The organism is Runella sp. SP2 (genome assembly GCF_003711225.1).
In the GTDB taxonomy this organism is placed as follows: Bacteria; Bacteroidota; Bacteroidia; order Cytophagales; family Spirosomataceae; genus Runella.
Window position 1 is genome coordinate 5,644,828 of the sequence record NZ_CP031030.1, and the last position, 17,913, is coordinate 5,662,740.

The following is a 17,913-nucleotide window of genomic DNA, read 5'->3' on the forward strand; positions in this document are numbered from 1 at the left end:
GAGACGTTGCATGCAACGTCTCTACAAGGATGGCGATTTATTCCGATTTCAACGATTTTACAGGATTTGTCAAAGCGGCTTTGGTAGCTTGAATAGCGACGGTCAAAAGAGCGATAAAAATGGCTAAGCCGCCCGCCAATGCAAAAATGTCGATTTTCAGTTGGACTTGATAGGCAAAATCTTGCAGCCATCGGGTGGCAGCATAATACGCAATCGGAAACGCAATGACATTGGCCACGATAACCAACCGAAGAAAATCTTTTGAAAGCATCGTAACAATGTTGGCAACACTTGCCCCCAGAACTTTTCGTACGCCAATTTCTTTCGTTTTTTGTTCGGCCGTAAACGTGATAAGCCCAAAAAGACCCATACAGGCAATAAAAATGGCAATGACCGTAAAACCTGAGAAAAGGTAGCCCATTCGTTGTTCGGCGCGGTATTGTTGGTTAAACGCCTCGTCCAAAAAGTAATACTCGAACGGGGCATTAGGCTCATATTTTTTATAGCTTTTTTCAATCGAAGCTATCTTTTGTCGGACATCTACCTTGGGGTCTAAGCGCAAATAAAGAGCCCGTAAATGCGTTGTATCTTTGACAACTTTTAACATCATAGCTTCCACTTTCGACTGCAAAGAAGCGAAGTTAAAATCTTTCAAAACACCAACGATTTCGGCTTTTTTTGATTCTTTATCAAACACATCCAGTTTCTGTCCGATAGGTTTATCGCTTATTTTTAATTTACCCACTGCCGTTTCATTGACCACCAATTGGTTCCCGTGAGCCAGTTCTTCGAGGTTATCGGGCTTGTGCTTCCATTCAAGACCTAAGAGTTTAATAAAGTTTTCGTCCACCACCATATTATTGAGACTCACATCTTCATTGGTAGTCGGAGTTTTGGTAAAAAACATATTCCAGCCTCCCGTAAATAAACTCAGTGACGAAGCACCCAACTGACGAATACCCACGCTTTGAACCAAGTCATTCCGAAACGCAGCATAGTGTTTTTGCGCTTCTTTGGAAAGCGTGATGACCAACACTTGCTCTTTGTTCATGCCTATTTTCTTGGTTTGCATGAAGTGTAATTGCCGCTGCACTACCATACTGAAAATAATCAGCACAATTGATGCCCCAAACTGAAAGACAATAAACACGCGCCGCACACGACCTCCTTGGCCTGCTGCCGAAAACTTGCCTTTTAAAATGCTGACAGGTGAAAACTTTGACAATAGCAACGAAGGATACGAGCCTGCGATAAGTGCCGTAGCAATAACTAACCCCAACAAAATAGACAAAAATAAAGGGCCTTTCACAAACGAATCGTCGATGGATAAGGATAAAAGTTGGTAAAAGGGGGTTTTTAGGAGCTGAAACAGCAATAAGGCAAGGGCAAAAGAAAGCAAGCTTATGAGCACTGACTCTCCGTAAAACTGCGATGCTAAGTGATGGCGATGTGCTCCAAGTACTTTACGGACGCCTACTTCCTTGGCTCGAATCGTTGAACGAGCTGTGGTAAGGCTCATATAATTGATAAGCGCCAACAGCAACACGATGCCTGCAATACACAGAAATATCATCACATACTTGGTGTTCGAAGAATCACCCCAGTTGTTTCCGAGGTGAGTTTCCAAAAAAGGTGTTAGCTGATACTTTGAATGCGACTCTAATTCTCCTTTTTTATCTGTGAGTAGCGTTGGAATTATAGCCTCTACTTTTGCAACAGCTTCAGGATTTTTAAGCAAAAAATAGGTTTCATAACTCCCCATTCCAACGACATCGTCTGCCTCGTAACGCTGGTTTGGGTCGCGTTTCATAATCCCCTCAAACGTTGGCAACGAAGCAATAAAGTCAAAGTGAAGCGATGAGTTGGTGGGCAATTTCTTCACCACTGCGGTCACCTTCAACGCTTCATTTTTGTTATAAATCAAGGTTTTACCAACAGGGTTTGTGTTCCCAAAGTATTTTTTAGCCATGGTCTCTGTCATTACCACCGCGTTGGGTTCGTTCAGGGCCGAAGCGGCACTCCCATTGACAAATTCAAACGCAAATACGTTGAACAACGAGGGCTCAGAAAAGTAAAATCCTCGCTCAAAAAACTGATGACTTTCATCGGATTTTATGACTACATCGCCACGAAACGAAGAAGCAATTCGTACAAAATCTTCGACCTCTGAGTTAGCCTGTTTTATGGCTGGGCCAAAGTTTTTGGAAAGCTGGTTAAACTGAACGGTATTGCCCCCAAAATTCATTTGGATAAAGGTATGAAAGATGCGTTTTCCCTTAGTATGGAAACGATCATAGCTCAGTTCGTGCGAAACGTACAGCAAAATCAGCATACTTACAGCCATTCCAACAGCAAGTCCCGTGACATTAATAAAGCTAAAAACCTTGTTTTTAAGCAAATTTCGCCAAGCAATGATAAAATAATTACGCAGCATGATTATTCCGATTTCAACGATTTTACAGGATTCATTAAGGCCGCTTTAATCGACTGAGTACTGACTGTCACCATGGCAATGCCAATTGCCACAACGCCTGCTACCACAAATACCCACCATTCTATTTCAATACGATACGCAAAATCATTGAGCCAGTAGGTCATCGCATACCACGCTAAGGGAGAAGCGATGAGGATGGCTATCAGTACTAATTTTAGAAAATCGGCAGATAAAAGCGTCGTGATGCTGGCAGTGGATGCACCAAGCACTTTGCGGATTCCAATTTCCTTGGTACGCTGTGCCGTGACGTAGGCCGACAAGCCCAACAGACCTAAACAAGCCAGCACAACGGCCAAGGCGGAGAAATACGTAAACACTTGATTGATACGGTTTTCGTTGGCATACATTTGGTTGTATTCGTCGTTTAAAAACGTGTAGGTAAACGGACGATGTGGCGCAAACGTTTTCCATTTATTTTCCAAAAAAGTCAGTGTTTGTGGGAGATTATTTCCCGTCAACTTGACCAGCAACACATTCCCCCAAGTGACTGGAAAAATCACCAATGGCCCAATCGGCTGTTTCATTGAGGCAAAATGAAAGTCGCGCACAATGCCTTTGACTTCACCCGTTCGGCCACCTACGCGTACTTTTTTACCAATCGCTTCGGCAGGTTTCCAACCCAGTTGCTTTATCATCGTTTCATTCAACAAAAAGCGGTAATCGGCTTGGCTCTCGTCTTTGCCTTTGAGTCGTTCCATGTCTTCTGATGATAAATCATTTCCTGCAACCAACTCCAAATTGAGCGTTTCGGCCATGTCTTCATCACAGGGAAAAGCTGTAATCATTTTTTGCACAGGCGCCGATGTTCCCTCCGTCTCAAGCCCATCGCCCCACTTAATGAACGTGGGAGTTTCATAGGCCAGCGAAATACTTTTTACATTCGGATTTTGCCGCAGTTCGTTCTTCAAAACAGGCAAATTTTTGTTAGTTCGCTCGTCGGTCGTGAGCGCAATTACGTGTTGTTTGTCGTACCCCAGCTTTGTGTTTTGAATAAAATGCAGTTGGTTCTTAACCACCAACGTTCCAATGACCAAAAACACCGAAATCATAAACTGCAACACAATCAGCGACTTACGAAGGGCCAAGCCCGAAGCCGTATTTTTAAATGCGCCTTTTAGTACTTTGATCGGTTGAAAATACGATAACGCCACCGATGGGTAACTCCCTGCAATACAACTGACAACCAACCACGCTCCTATCAGCGCCCCTATTCCTGCGGGTTGAAGTAGTATTTGCAAAGTCAGTTCGCGTTCGGACAGGGTATTAAATACAGGCAACAACAACACTGTCAGCAGGATACTGAGCAGCAAAGCCACCAGCGTCACCACCATTGATTCGCCCAAAAATTGCCAAAACAATTGCCCACGTACGGCTCCCATTACTTTACGAACCCCTACTTCTTTGGCACGCTCCGTCGCACGGGCCGTTGTAAGATTCATGTAGTTGGTGGTCGCAATAATCAAAATGAGCAACGCAATCACCGAGAAAATATAAATGTAGCGAATATCGCCAGAAGCAATAATACCGCCTTCTGCCTCAGACCGAAGGTGGACGTCCGTAAGAGGTTCAAATTGATACGTCAGAAAGTTATTTCCTGTCATTTCAGTTTCGGCCGACTGCTTACGCATGTAAGCAGGTAGTTTGGCTTGCAGCTGCGATGCCGAAGCAGATGGTTTCAACAAAAAGTAAGTGACATAATTGGCGGTCCACCACATTTCTGTTTTGGCGGCTGAGAGCGACATAAACGACGCCACAAAATCAAACTGAAGTTGAGAATTGGAAGGAGCATCGGCCGCAACGCCCGTTACGGTATAATCCACTCGGTCTTCTAACCGTAAGATTTGACCAATAGGGTTTTCATTCCCAAAATACTTTCGCGCCATCGCTTCCGTCACCACCACTTTGTTGGTGCCATTCAGGGCCGTTGCCGCGTCGCCTTTCACCAACGAAAACGAGAATACATCAAAAAACGTAGAATCAGCCCACAAAAAGCGAGATTCATTAAACTGTTGTTCTCCTTTTTTTATGACTACTTTTTGTTGCGAAAAGGCGGGGTCCGCCACGCGTACAAACTGTTCAATTTCGGCAAAATCACGTTTCAACGCTGGCCCAACTTTCGTCCCTGTCATCACTGTTTTATTGGCCGTTCCTTCAATGCTATAGTGCATTATGGTACGAACAATTTGCTGCTTGTTTTTGTGAAATTGGTCAAAACTCAACTCATGCTGAATGTACAACACAATCAACATGCAAGCCGTCAAGCCCGCCGCCAAACCAAAAACATTGATAAGCGTAAACGACTTGTGTTTCCAGAGGTTTCTGAGGGTTGTTTTTAGGTAATTCTGAAACATAGCTATTCGGATTTTAACGATTTTACAGGATTTACTAAGGCGGCTTTGACCGATTGAAAACTAATAGTGACCAATGCAATGACGATGGCAATCAGGCTTACCCACACAAACGTCCACCCACTGATGGTAATGTGATAGGCGAATGACTCCAACCAGCGATTTAAGGCATAGTAGGCCAGCGGCGAGGCAATCACAATGGCCAAGGTTACCAATTTTAAAAAGTCTTTGGACAAAAGCGTCAAAATATCCACCACCGAGGCGCCCAACACTTTTCGGATGCCAATTTCTTTGGTGCGTAGTTCGGTCGATAACGTGACCAAACTAAACAGCCCCAAGCACGACACAAAAATCGTGAGGAATGCAAAGGCATTAAACAAAGTCATCGTAAGGTGATCTTTTTGGTATTCTTTTTCGAGGGTGCTATCCAAAAATGAATACTCAAACGGCTCAAAAGGATAGTGTTTTTGCCAAACGGCGCGGAGCAAAGGCAGCTGTTCGGGGTTAGTTTTGAGCATCAGCGTATTAGGTGGGCTTTCACTCCAAATCATCGCCATGGGCTCTACCAAATTGTGCAACGATTTAAAATGAAAGTTTTTGACCACTCCTATCACCGTTCCTTTTTTACCTACCCCTTCGATTGACTGCCCAATTGGCTGTTTCCAACCGCTCATTCTCACAAAAGCCTCGTTGACAATAAAACCGCTTCGTTTGTCCGAAGGATAGGCAGACGAGAAATTGCGACCTTGTGCTAATTTAAGTTCAAGCGTAGAAAGATAACGGTCATCAACAAAAAAGAACAGGGTCATCACCTCCCTCGCTTTGCCATTTACCGTAAAATTGGTTGAAGCCAACGATGCAGGTTCAAACCCCGACCCCGCCGTAATTTCAGAAATAGCGGGATATTTTTTCAAACTAGCCGCCAGCGCGTATCCTTTCATCTGAGCCAACGAATCGGCAGGGAGCTGTATCGTCAGTACCTTATTTTTGTTAAAACCCAACGAATGATTTTGCAGAAAATCCATTTGTTTGTACATCACCAACACGCCCGCAATCATCCCAACGGCCAGCATAAACTGAAAAACGGTGATTGTCTGTCGCAGTTGAAAACCGCCGCTTGTTTGATGAACTCCTCCCCGCAATGCCTCCGCAGGGCGAAAAGCTGAAAGTACAAAAGCAGGGTACAGCCCACCGAGTAAGGTAGTGATAGCCAACCCAACGCCCGCCCATACGCTCAGTTCCATACCAGTCATTTGAAACTGGGTTTGAAGTAAATTGTTCATTATAGGAACAAACACCTGCAAAAGCACAAGGCCAATCACCACCGATAAGCTACTAATCAGCAGTGATTCAAACAAAAACTGCCAAATCAACTGAGAGCGCAACGCCCCGTTGGCTTTCCTGACGCCCACTTCTTTGGCGCGTTCGGTTGCGCGGGCCGTCAGAAGGCTGATGTAATTGAGTAGGGCAATCACCAAAACAAATACGGCCAAAAAAGAAAATAAGTACCCGTATTGTTTGTTGCCTTTGGGCGTGTCTTCCAACTTACCTTGACTGTAATGGACATCGGTCAGCGCCTCCGCTCGAAACTCCAGCGAATAGTCTTTCGAATCCATTTTTGTTAGTTCGGGCTGAATGTATCGCCGACTGATGGCGGCCATTTTTTTCTCAAAAGCCGCGTTATCAGGTATTCCACGGAATAAGACAAACGTATAAGCAGACAAATCCTCAATCCAAGAATTTCCCTTGTCAAAATCGTGGGAAAGAAGGGCGCGAATTTTTAAATCGGTATTGGTCGGTAACTCCGCCATCACCCCCGTAATCTGATAAGGCTGCTTGTTGATTTGTACGGTTTTTCCCAAAACATCAGTAGTACCAAAGTATTTTTTGGCCAATGTCTCCGTAAGTACGACGGTTTGGGGTTGGGTCAGGGCTTGACGGGCATCTCCTGCTACCAAAGGAAACGTAAACACGTCAAAAACCGAGGCATCGGCATAATACACATCTGATTCGTTGTACACTTTGGTACCTTGGCTAAACGTAGCAGCCATCGACTGAAAACGGACGGCTTTTTCTACTTCAGGATAATTTCGGTTCAAAAAAGAAGCCAATAAATTGGGCGTATTGGCCAACTCCATCGGGGCTTCGGGGGTTTTTAAATGAGACGTAACCCGCACAATCCGCTGGGCTTTTTGGTGAAAAACGTCGTAGCTCAACTCGTGTCGAACATAGATTGCCATCAAAGCACAGGCGGCTAGTCCTATTGATAACCCCACGATGTTGATGCTCCCATACAGTGCATGACGTCTGAGGTTACGAAAGGCAATTTTGAAGAAATTGAAAATCATACGTTTGAGAAAGTAGAAAAGGTGGCCAATAAAAAATGCAGAAAAGTGCCGCAACGACGGCACTTTTCTGCTCTATTTTCTTTACTGTACTTAAAATCAATTAAAGGCTGTATGAATGTTGTTATTTGTTCTCCCAAAGCTATGCCAGCCCACTAACTCACTAAATAACAATCAATTACAACTCCATAAAAACAAAAAAGTGTCCGAATGTGGACACTTTTCGTACGCGAGTGGACAACTACTTAGTCTTTTTTGCCGCATTCGCCTTTGGTGAAACTAATCCCAACGCGCGTGGCTTCGCAGGCGTTTCCGTAGGTCTTACCGTTGCATCCACAAACAGGGTCGTACTGTGCCGTGCACATCATTCCGTTATCAGGCTTTTCGACACACTCACTCGTAACTTCTTCTTTTTGGCAGCCTACCAATCCTGCAAGCACCAGCGCCACAAACATTCCTTTTTTCATCGCTATGACTGTTTATTTGAAGCTATGACGCCTTTCTGTGCAAAAAGGTTGGAAAAAAAACTCACTATTCTGTTCGGAGGGATTTGACAGGATTGACCAACGCCGCTCTGGTAGCATAGTAGGCAATCGCTCCAATGGCTACCACCAATACAATAACAAAGAATAGGCCCATCAAACCAATATTCAACCCCGCGTAGAAAGTGAACATTTTATTCATAAACATATTTTCGACCAACCCAATCGGCAAGGCGACCACCGCCGCGATGAACAACAGTTTCAAAAAGCTCCACGATAAAATCCGAACGATTTCCCACACACTGGCGCCCATTACTTTACGAACACCAATTTCTTTGTAGCGTTTTTCGGTGCTGTAGGTTACCATGCCCAGCAAGCCCAAGAGCGCAATCACAAAGATAATAAGTGACGCTAAGCCCATCATTTTCATGTCTTCGGCGGGATAATAGCGGTCGTACAGCTCTTTTTCGTACCACGAATACCCCAATTCTTTGTAAGGACTGTATTTTTTCCAAAGGGCTTTCATGTCGGCCAAAAACGCTTCTTGGTTGGCTTGTGGGTTTATTTTTACCGACACCATCGAAAACTGCGCAGGATTGTAATGAAACACCAGCGGCTCTTTCTGGTATTGGTAATGAAAATGGCAAAAATCTTTGACCACTCCCACCACTTGCAAGGGAGTTGTGCCATTGATAAACACCTGCTGACCAATGGCTTCGCGCGGCGTACCGAGCCGCAAACGCCGCACACCCGTTTCGTTGAGCAGCACAAAATTCCCCGCCGAATCGTTTAGCGCAACGGGCAAATTTTGTCCCGCTACCAGCGTTAGCTTCATGTTTTCAATGAAGTTTCTGTCCACCGAATAATAATAGGTCGGCACATTTGCATCTTTTTCGTGCACCTTGATGACTTGCTGCGACGGCACACTTCCAAAAGGCATCGACACAAGACCGACTTTCTCGACGTCTTTGTGTTTGCTGATTTCGTCCTTCAACAATCGGTAATTCTGGTCGGCCAACGACAGGTTAAAAATTCCTTTTCGGTTGAAATTGTCGTTTTCAGTCGCCATATAGCTAAACTGATTGTACAAATGCCCAATCATAAACATAAAGCCCAACGTTGCCACAAACTGAACGACAATCAGGCTTTTTCGGAAGTTTATTTTTCCAAACGAAACAGGACCTAAAACACCCTTCAGCACCATAGCGGGCTGGAATTTTGACAAAATGAGGGCAGGAAGTACCCCCGCCAAGATTCCCACTAGCAACGTAAAAGCCACAAAAACCCCGCCAATCAACGTACTGTTTTCGACCTCCCAGGTCAGCCATTGTACGTATATGTATTGTTTCATCAAATACAGTAACACCAGCCCGACGCCAAAAGCAAAAAAGGCAATGATGACGGCCTCGCAAATAAACTGAAACACCAACTGCAATCGAATGGCCCCCATTACTTTTCGAACGCCCACTTCTTTGGAACGACTCAACGACCGCGCCAACGTCAGGTTGGTATAATTGAAACCCGCCAACAACAAAATCATCAACGGAATCCCAAAATTGAAGTAAATGTCCTGCATCGAATCCACGTAGGGGTTGTAACGCAAATCCTCCACGCTTGGTGAAATATCGGCCAATACTTGTTTACGAAATACATTGCTCTTTTTGGCTGATACTAGGTTAATGTTTGTCTTTTTGGCCACCGCCCCCAGCGTCAATTCTAAGGCGTTTGGTACTGCATTGGGCTGGAGTCGCACAAACGTATGGGTTTCATACTTACCCCATCCAGCACGCTGCTTCACTTCTGGACGAAATTTTTCCAATGTCGCCATCGACACCATGACATCGCTCCGAAACTGCGTTTGTTTTTTGAAGTGTTTTAATACGCCCGTCACCGTCATAGCGCCATAGGTAGGGTGTACCAAGGTTTGCCCAATGGGGTTGGCTTCATCAAAAAACCGTTTGGCAGCTTCCTCACTCATTATCAATGTATTGGGAGCAACTGCTACGCTTCCTTTGGCCAACTTAAACCCAAAAATTTCAAAGAAAGTAGGCTCAACGTACAACGTATTGACCCGCAGCGATTTAAAAGGCGTATTGAGTTCCCAACCAAAATCGCGCACCACTTTGGTCGCTTTTTCGATATGGGTGTAGTTGTTTTTTAATTCATCCGACAGCAAATAGGGCGAAGACGCATACTTCGTGACGGTTCCATCTTGTGTTGTTTCGTTGGTCAATATTCGAAAGATACGGTCGGAATGAGGGTGAAAATTATCAAACTCAAACGTGCTTTGAAGGTGCATCAAGGCCAACAAGGCAAACGGAATGGCAAGCCCCAAGCCCATGATGTTGATAAAGGAAAAAAGTTTGTTTTTCCAGAGATTCCGAAAGGCTATTTTGAGGTAATTCTTGAGCATCTTGCTATTTTTAAACTATTGTAGAATAATGTGCCCTATCGTTAAAATCGCGGTTGTGAGCAACCGCTCCCACCGTGCAAGCGGTTGCTCACAACCGCGATAAATTCGCTGTCCATAATCGAATATCAACGAATAGCCCCCATTGGGGGTTGGGGGCTACTCTGCTTTCAACGATTTTACTGGATTAGTCAACGCAGCTTTAAAGGACTGGTAGCCTACGGTTAAAAGCGCAATGAATACGGCTACTGCCCCCGTTGCTACAAACATTCCCCAGCCAATCTCAATCCGATACGCAAAATCAGCTAACCACCTGTTTATCAAATAATACCCAATGGGCGACGCTATCAGAAGCGCAATCAGCACAAGTTTCAAAAAATCTTTGGATAAAAGAGCCGTTACCGAAAAAACTGAAGCCCCTAGCACTTTCCGAATCCCAATTTCTTTGGTACGCTGCTCCGACATAAACAAGGCCAAGGCAAACAACCCCAAACAACCAATAAACAAAGCCAACCCCGTAAATACCATGATGATAGAAGCCGTATGTTGCTCCGAACGGTATAAATTGGCAAACGACGCATCCAAGAAATCATACTCAAAAGGCACGTTTGGAATCGCTCGTTTCCACATTTCGGTTGCTTTTTGAATCGTTGCTTTTTCGGTTCCTGGCTGTAGGCGAACGGCGAGGTACGAACCCCACGTTCGGTACGTTTTTGATGACTCGTGGAAAAGTGCTGTCGGGTCTATCACCGTCCGCACCGACCCCAAATGAAAATCTCGCATGACACCTATCACCTGAAAACGCTGATTGTTATTACCAGGGTATCGCATCCATTTTCCAATGGGGTTTTTCCAACCAATGGCTTTCACTGCCGTTTCGTTCAAAATCACCGATGCCGAGTCGGCAGGGCTGTTGGGACGGAAATTTCGTCCTGCAATGATTTCTAGTTTTAGGGTAGGCGCAAAATGCTCATCGGTCATAAACGAACTTATGGGTAAATTTTGCACTACGGCATTGGCTTGTTCACCCTGCTCAGGCTCGTAAAAATCACCAAAACTTCCCAACGAAGGCAAAAAAGTAGAATGGGTGGCTTCCGTAACTTCAGGAAGCTGTTTGAGTTGCTGGCGAAACACTTCTCGTTCCGACGGATTGGCAAAATGCCGTCCGTTTTTGATAATCAACACATTTTCTTTCTCCATTCCGAGCTTGGAGTGTTGAGCAAAATACAACTGACGGTACATGGCAGTTACTCCCAACATGAGCACAATCGCCACCGAAAACTGAAGCACCACCAAGCCACTTCGCACCAAGCTAAAGCCGCCATTGGCACTACCTGTCAATTTCTTCATGCTGTCGGTCGTCTTGAAACGTGAGAGGTACAGCGCAGGGTACAAACCTGCGACTAACCCAGTGATGACTGGCAACGCCACAATGACGCGCATCACGTCGAAAGAAGAGAGTGAATCGGGGGTAAAGGCAATTTGGGTCAATTGATTGAATAAAGGCAATACACTCCATGTAACCACCACTGCCAATAAAAATGCCACACCACTCAACAGCGAAGACTCGACTAAAAACTGTCCTACCAAACTGCCTTTTGACGAACCCAAGGCTTTACGTACCCCGACTTCTTTGACACGTTTCATGGACCGCGCCGTCGATAAATTGATAAAATTGACACAGGCCAACAACAATATGATAAGTCCACCAAGGGCAAGCGTCCGAACTTGATTTCCGTCACCGATTGTGGTGAGACGACTTGATAGCTGCGGATAGCCCAAGTGGAGTTTCGTTAATGGCAACAACCGAACGTCGTATCGGTCGCCGCGTTTGAGTTGATCTTCAAAATTTTGTCCTACCCGCTCAAAAGCCGAAGGCGCGTGTTTGCGCACCATGGCAGGTAGTTTGGTTTCAAGGACAGCGATGTTAGTTTCAGTCAACGGTTGACGAAATTTCACCCACGTATCCACTTGTAACCAAATCCAGCTCCAAGAAAAGTTTTCAACTACCCGAAAATCTTTGACAGGCACCAAAAAGCCAAAGCTAAGCGAAGAGTTAGTGGGCAAGTCTTTTACTATTCCCGTTACTTTAAATAAACGATCATTAAGCGAAAGCGATTTCCCGATGGCTTGCGTTGTTCCGAAGTATTTTTGCGCCATTTTTTCGGTTAAAACAAGGCTCAACGGCGCATTGAGCGCATTTTTATCACCTTGTACCATCGGAAACTCAAACAACGACAAGAAGGTAGAATCAACCGCCAACGCGCTGGATTCACTAAAAACGGTACTTTCTGTTCCTTCGCTTTGACGAATCAGGACATCGCCTAGCGCAAACGTCCGTGCCGTCATTTCAACTTCTGGGAATTCAGCCAAACGCATTCCCAGTGGCGGTGGGGTGTTGGTGGTAATGCCTTCGGTATCACCCATTTTCAAATCCAATGCCGCCGCCGCAATGCGATTGGCATGAGGCAAAAAAGTGTCGTATTGTTTTTCGTGAAAATAATACGTCGCCAAAAGCCAACACGCTACCATGCCAATGGTCAACCCAACGACATTGACCAACGTGTAAAACGGCTGACGAATGGCGTTTCTAAAAGCCAGCTTTAAATAGTTGAGAATCATTTTGGGAGAACGATTTAGTACATTATTAAGTGAATCATTTCAATTATCTCACCCGCAGATGCCGCAGACTAATACAAACGCAGATTTTCGCCGAAAAAGGACTTAATGAAGGGGTTCATCTGCGGCTCTAAATCTGCGCCAATCTGCGGGTAAAACTTTACACAACCTTGAGTGCTTAGATACTTAAGCTAGCACACTTATTCTGTTTTTAAACTCTTGACGGGATTTGAAAGGGCAGCTCCAATGGCTTGAATACTCACCGTCGCAAAGGCGATGCTTACGGCAATGAGACCTGTTACGACAAAAATCCACCAGTAAATTGGGGTTCGATAGGCAAAATCAGCAAGCCAAGCATCCATGGCCCACCACGCTAGGGGTGACGCAATGACAATGGCAACAGCTACCATTTTCAGGAAGTCAATCGACAACAGCAGCGTAATGCTACCCACCGATGCTCCCAACACTTTACGAATACCCACTTCTTTGGTACGTTGCGAAATCACCATGATGGCAATGGCAAATAAGCCCATGCACGAAAGCAAAATCGCCAACGTGGCCGCGCTAAAAAACATTTGCGCCATGCGAGCTTCACTTTTGTATTGGTTTTCGGCATTTTCGTTCAAAAACGACCCTTGAAATTCCGATTTGGGGGCGAGCTCGTGGTAGGTTTTCTTCAACAAAGCGATGGTTTCTTCCGTATGATCAGGGGCGATTTTGACGAATATATAGTTAATCCCAAAGCCATTCATAAAGAATGTGACGGGTTCTATTTCTCGGTGAAGTGATTCAAAATGAAAGTCTTTGACTACGCCTATGACTTTTTCCTTACTCTCTGTATTGAGGATAACGCCCAGTGGATTTTTGACGCCCAATTGTTTGGCCATCGTTTCGTTAATGACCACCGAGTTGACGGTATCGGTAGGATACGCTTCTGAAAAATCGCGACCGTCTATCAATTTTAGCCCCAACGTTTTTACGTAGTCGTAGTCGGCAGTACGCATGTTGGTTTGGAGGGTACGGCCATTTTGTTCAAATCCTAATACTGATTTAGAAAAAGACCCGTCGAGCCCACGTCCCAAATTGACATCACAGCCCGTCATGCTGTAAATGCGTGGCTGACCTGCCAAACGGTTCCGAAAATGCTGCAACAAGCGCTTGCCCGACACCTCATTCCCAATCGGAATACTATATACTTCGGAGGTACTGAAACCCAGTGGTTTGTCGCGCAAAAATTTAATTTGAGTCCACACAATCATTGTACACGCGATAAGTAACACAGCCATGGCAAACTGAAACACGATGAGCGAATTACGAATCCCGCCCGAACGACTACTGAGTTTGATTTTTCCTTTTAGTACTTCGATGGTATTGAAGCGGGTAACGGCCCACGCAGGATAGCCACCCGCAATGAGGGTAATAAAAGCAAAACAGCCCAGCATCGCGACCAGCAAGACAGGTTCGGTCATGGTTTTGAGCGTGATACTGGTTTTAAAAATCGCGTTGTATTGGGTATTCAGCAAATACGCAATCGCGATACCAAGCCCAAAGGCAAAGACACAAATGATGAATGCTTCACCCCAGAACTGACCCACAATTTGGGTTTTAAGCGCTCCAAGGGCCTTACGCATTCCCACTTCTTTGGCCCGCCCGAACGATTTTGCAATGGATAAATTGACGAAGTTGATGGCCGCAATCAGCAAAATCACAATGCCAACAATCAACAACACATACGGAAAAAACTTGTTGATGGCCTGTCCTCGTCCCCCTACTTTGGTGTCAAAGTGTGTATCCGACAGCTTCATCATTCGGGTACTCATCACCTCACCGCGTTCGTCTATTTTGGCTCCCTCTTTTTTAAGCTGTTCGATGCTTCCTTTGTAATATTTGGCCGTAAAAGCTTTTAAACCCTTCTCAAACGTATCGGGATTGGTCCCTTCTGCTAACTGGATATACAACGAATTTTGGCTTGCATCCCAGCGGTCTTTGTTGTTGTTATACTCGCCTAGGTTCTCCATCCGCACCAGCATTTCGTTGGCGATACTGGTGTTCTCTGGCCCTTTTTCAAGAATGCCACTTACCACAAACGCATGGGGTAGATTGTCATAAATTAAGGTGATGGTTTTTCCCAAAGCGGGCTGTTCCCCAAAAATACTTTTGGCTACATCCTCCCGCAACACCACGTTACTCAACTCGCTCAATGCCTTCTTGGGGTCTCCTTGGAGCAATTGGTACCCAAACATTTTGAGGTAATCTTCATCCGTGAACGCCATCCCTCTGTTAATAAGTTTGTCATCTTTTAACACTTGACCTGGACTTGTCACGATGCGTGTGGCGGCTTTTACCTGTGGGTAATCGGTTTTGAGGGCAGTCCGCATCGGTAGCGGCATGGTATTACCGTATTTGGTCTCTTCCGCGTTGTTGATTTTGTCATAAACCCGATAAATATCTCCCTTTTTTTCATGAAACATATCGAAGGTGAGCATGTCGTAGGTAGTCAGAAACAACAAACTACTAACGCCAAATGCTACGGACATTCCAATGAGGTTGATGAACAAATAGGTTTTGTTCTTCCACAAGTTTCTAAGGGCAATTTTTAGATAATTTTTAAGCATGGCTTACTGGAAAAAGTGTTTTTTATGTTACTATTTTTGGAGAAACAACGCGTGTTGTCTTTCTAAATCTTCTTTTTTGACAAAGGTAATTGGCACAAACTCGTCCGTAGGAGCTCCTATGTAATACAACGACCAATCATGGTCATACGACGAAAGAATATGCCGCAGGCAGTCGGCACGGTCAACGCTGGGGAGGCCGCATTCGTCCCAATAAAACAATTCTACGCGGTAATGAAGGGCTTGCTTTTGGCCATTGATAGTTACTTCAATCTCAATGTCTTGCTTGCCTAGCTGGGTCGGAATCGGAATTGCAATGTGTGCCATGTCGTTAAGGATTTAGAAGTGAATACAAAAACGGTGAAAGCAGAATCAGTTCTTTTTTCCTGACAAAGGTCACTTGTATCGACTTCTCGGTGGGAAGTCCTATGTAATACAGTGACCAGTTTTGGTCATAGGTTGAAATAATGTGGTTCAAGCAATCGGCACGGTTGGCGGGAGGTACCCCGTATTCATCCCAATAAAACGACTCCACCCGATAGTGCAAAGCCTGCCGTTGCCCATTGATGCTGACCTGTACATCAATGTCTTGTCGTTCAAGATTAGACGGAATCGGTATAGCGATGTGTGCCATAGGGTAAATACTGTTTCATGTCTTAATCTACAGCACGGGGCAATACTTATGCCACATACATATCTATTTAATAATCAGAAAATTACATAAATCCACAAACACAAAAATGTCCGTAAATGGACGATTTTTCGTTCACTTACGGACAGGAGATTTCTAGTTATATTGTATTTATGCAACCATATAAGTCATATAAGGGCATATAAGTTTTTCTTATAATCTCTTATATGTCTTATATGGTTAAAAAAAATTACTTCGCTTTGCGGATGTAAATATTGCCGTGCATGTTTTTCATCATCACTTCGCTGCCACCACCGTTGACTTTGCCTTGAATCCAATCGTCGATGCTCACTTTGTACATGCCGTCTTTGGTAACTTTGTTGGATTTTGGCTCGCTTTTGTCGGCATCAACGTCAAAATCGCTGTAAATCTCTCCACGATCGGATTTGAGTTTTACGTTAAACTTCGCCGAAGGTGGGAACGTCACGTCGATGCGGCCGTTGAGCGACGTAAAGGCCATCGGAGTATCGGAGGTCACGCTTTTGAAATTGGCTTTCACTTCGCCGTTGACCGTCGTTGCTACCGCCGAACCTGACACGTTGGTGAGAATAATATCGCCGTTCACGTTGTTTACTTCCAACGTCCCCGTTACGTTTTCAACGACAATATCGCCTTGATTAATGGTTCCTACTTGCAACGAAAACTGCTGAGGTACTTTGATAGACAATACCGCAGGGCGCTTCATCAAATTGGAGGTCACTTTTACGTGGTTATTGCGTTCCTCGGCGGTGAGTTCAATCCCCCCACGGCTCGTTAATTTTTTCATACCCGTCGCCAATTCATCGTTTTTGCCTTCGGTTTTCTTGCCGTTGTAGGCATCGACTGTGGCGTCGATAATGACGTCCTTGCCCGAATATCCCGTGATTTTGATGGAACCGCTGATAATTTTTATTTGCAAACTACCTGGTTTACTGGGATCAGTGAGAGGTACGACCAATTGTTCCTTGATTTCTCCTTGGGCGTAGGTCGGTGTTGCGAGGTTCATGGCTGCAAGCGCAACAACCGAAAAAATGGTTTTGATGCTGGTTTTCATACAATTATGATTGTTTCTTGATATAAATATTTCCGTTAAATGTTTCAAATCGGAACAGTTTCCCGCCATTCCCAATCCGCACCGAAGTTTCGGTATTGAGTTTATAAACAGTGGTTTTGTCGCCGCGCTGTTCCTGATTTTTCACCACTTTTACGGGTAAGGTTTCTACATTGTCAAAATCGGTGTAAAATTCACCTCGGAAGCTTTTAAACTCGCAGTCGGCCGACAACGCGGCGGGATAACTGATACGGATGTCGCCGTTGAGGGTTTTGTACGACGACTGGCCTGGCGGAATGGCTGTGTAGTTGGCGTCCACGTTGCCGTTGACGGTTCGTAACTTAGTCGCACCTTTTACGTTTTTCAACGTAATGGCACCATTTACATTTCCAACCTCCAACATCCCTGTCACATCGCTCACCAGTACTTCCCCACCGTTGACGGTCGATACGTGTAGGTTCATCGAATAAGGCACTTTCACCTTAAAATTCAATTTGTAGTGGTATTCGATGTGTCGATTGTTGTTGCGATTGTTCCAACTACGGTTAGGCCGCGAATCGTAGGGCTCAATGAGATACGCCATCACGGTATCCGCATTCTGTTCCACCACAAACTTAAATTCGGCTTTCCCTTGGTCTAAGATTTCCTTGGTTTTGCCCGAAATGGTTTTATCCACGTCGATGATGACCTTATCGCCCGAATACCCTTCAACTTGAATCGAGCCGTTGATGTTGTAAATGGCCAAAGTACTGCTGGCTGCGTTTTGGGTCAAGGTAAACTCCTTGGTTGTGTGTTCTTTAAATTCCTGCGTTTGGGCGGCGGAGTGGGTACAAGAGAGCACCACTCCCGCTAACAAGGGGAGAATGATTTGTTTCATGGCTA

General features: G+C 45.0%; 11 protein-coding genes. All 11 read right to left on the bottom strand.

The genetic code is table 11. The features are described 5' to 3' along the window. Positions 1-37: 37 nt before the first annotated feature. The 11 genes from DTQ70_RS22760 to DTQ70_RS22810 all read right to left on the bottom strand — a co-directional run bounded on the left by DTQ70_RS22760 (position 38) and on the right by DTQ70_RS22810 (position 17,908). Positions 38-2,434, bottom strand: coding sequence for an ABC transporter permease (locus tag DTQ70_RS22760; RefSeq protein WP_122932939.1), 2,397 nt, complete (start codon positions 2,432-2,434; stop codon positions 38-40). A 2-nt stretch (positions 2,435-2,436) separates the two neighbouring features. Next, on the bottom strand, positions 2,437-4,845 hold the full coding sequence (locus DTQ70_RS22765) for an ABC transporter permease (RefSeq protein WP_122932940.1): 2,409 nt from the start codon (positions 4,843-4,845) through the stop codon (positions 2,437-2,439). 2 nt (positions 4,846-4,847) lie between these two features. Continuing rightward, positions 4,848-7,190 (bottom strand): ABC transporter permease, encoded by a 2,343-nt coding sequence (locus tag DTQ70_RS22770; RefSeq protein WP_122932941.1) that lies wholly within the window; start codon positions 7,188-7,190, stop codon positions 4,848-4,850. Between the two features lie 242 nt (positions 7,191-7,432). Further along, positions 7,433-7,654, bottom strand: coding sequence for a Kazal-type serine protease inhibitor (locus tag DTQ70_RS22775; protein WP_122932942.1), 222 nt, complete (start codon positions 7,652-7,654; stop codon positions 7,433-7,435). Between the two features lie 64 nt (positions 7,655-7,718). Next, on the bottom strand, positions 7,719-10,082 hold the full coding sequence (locus DTQ70_RS22780) for an ABC transporter permease (protein ID WP_122932943.1): 2,364 nt from the start codon (positions 10,080-10,082) through the stop codon (positions 7,719-7,721). 156 nt (positions 10,083-10,238) lie between these two features. Continuing rightward, entirely contained in the window at positions 10,239-12,701 is a 2,463-nt protein-coding gene (locus DTQ70_RS22785) for an ABC transporter permease (protein ID WP_122932944.1), read from the bottom strand. 197 nt (positions 12,702-12,898) lie between these two features. After that, positions 12,899-15,313, bottom strand: a complete 2,415-nt coding sequence (locus tag DTQ70_RS22790) for an ABC transporter permease (RefSeq protein WP_122932945.1) — start codon at positions 15,311-15,313, stop codon at positions 12,899-12,901. 30 nt (positions 15,314-15,343) lie between these two features. Continuing rightward, complete coding sequence (locus tag DTQ70_RS22795; protein WP_028523494.1) at positions 15,344-15,637, bottom strand: hypothetical protein; 294 nt, start codon at positions 15,635-15,637, stop codon at positions 15,344-15,346. A 4-nt stretch (positions 15,638-15,641) separates the two neighbouring features. Then, complete coding sequence (locus DTQ70_RS22800; protein ID WP_122932946.1) at positions 15,642-15,944, bottom strand: hypothetical protein; 303 nt, start codon at positions 15,942-15,944, stop codon at positions 15,642-15,644. 247 nt (positions 15,945-16,191) lie between these two features. After that, positions 16,192-17,034 carry a DUF4097 family beta strand repeat-containing protein gene (locus DTQ70_RS22805; RefSeq protein WP_122932947.1) on the bottom strand — a complete coding sequence of 281 codons (843 nt, stop codon included), beginning with the start codon at positions 17,032-17,034 and terminating at the stop codon, positions 16,192-16,194. A 4-nt stretch (positions 17,035-17,038) separates the two neighbouring features. After that, complete coding sequence (locus DTQ70_RS22810) at positions 17,039-17,908, bottom strand: DUF4097 family beta strand repeat-containing protein (protein WP_122932948.1); 870 nt, start codon at positions 17,906-17,908, stop codon at positions 17,039-17,041. Between the last annotated feature and the right edge of the window lie 5 nt (positions 17,909-17,913).

Excerpts from the sequence above, each read along its gene's own strand:
- DTQ70_RS22765 (WP_122932940.1), bottom strand. The coding sequence starts at position 4,845 with ATGTTTCAGAATTACCTAAAAACAACCCTCAGAAACCTCTGGAAACAC.
- DTQ70_RS22780 (WP_122932943.1), bottom strand. The coding sequence starts at position 10,082 with ATGCTCAAGAATTACCTCAAAATAGCCTTTCGGAATCTCTGGAAAAAC.
- DTQ70_RS22790 (WP_122932945.1), bottom strand. The coding sequence starts at position 15,313 with ATGCTTAAAAATTATCTAAAAATTGCCCTTAGAAACTTGTGGAAGAAC.
- DTQ70_RS22770 (WP_122932941.1), bottom strand. The coding sequence starts at position 7,190 with ATGATTTTCAATTTCTTCAAAATTGCCTTTCGTAACCTCAGACGTCAT.
- DTQ70_RS22785 (WP_122932944.1), bottom strand. The coding sequence starts at position 12,701 with ATGATTCTCAACTATTTAAAGCTGGCTTTTAGAAACGCCATTCGTCAG.
- DTQ70_RS22805 (WP_122932947.1), bottom strand. The coding sequence starts at position 17,034 with ATGAAAACCAGCATCAAAACCATTTTTTCGGTTGTTGCGCTTGCAGCC.
- DTQ70_RS22810 (WP_122932948.1), bottom strand. The coding sequence starts at position 17,908 with ATGAAACAAATCATTCTCCCCTTGTTAGCGGGAGTGGTGCTCTCTTGT.
- DTQ70_RS22795 (WP_028523494.1), bottom strand. The coding sequence starts at position 15,637 with ATGGCACACATTGCAATTCCGATTCCGACCCAGCTAGGCAAGCAAGAC.
- DTQ70_RS22800 (WP_122932946.1), bottom strand. The coding sequence starts at position 15,944 with ATGGCACACATCGCTATACCGATTCCGTCTAATCTTGAACGACAAGAC.
- DTQ70_RS22760 (WP_122932939.1), bottom strand. The coding sequence starts at position 2,434 with ATGCTGCGTAATTATTTTATCATTGCTTGGCGAAATTTGCTTAAAAAC.
- DTQ70_RS22775 (WP_122932942.1), bottom strand. The coding sequence starts at position 7,654 with ATGAAAAAAGGAATGTTTGTGGCGCTGGTGCTTGCAGGATTGGTAGGC.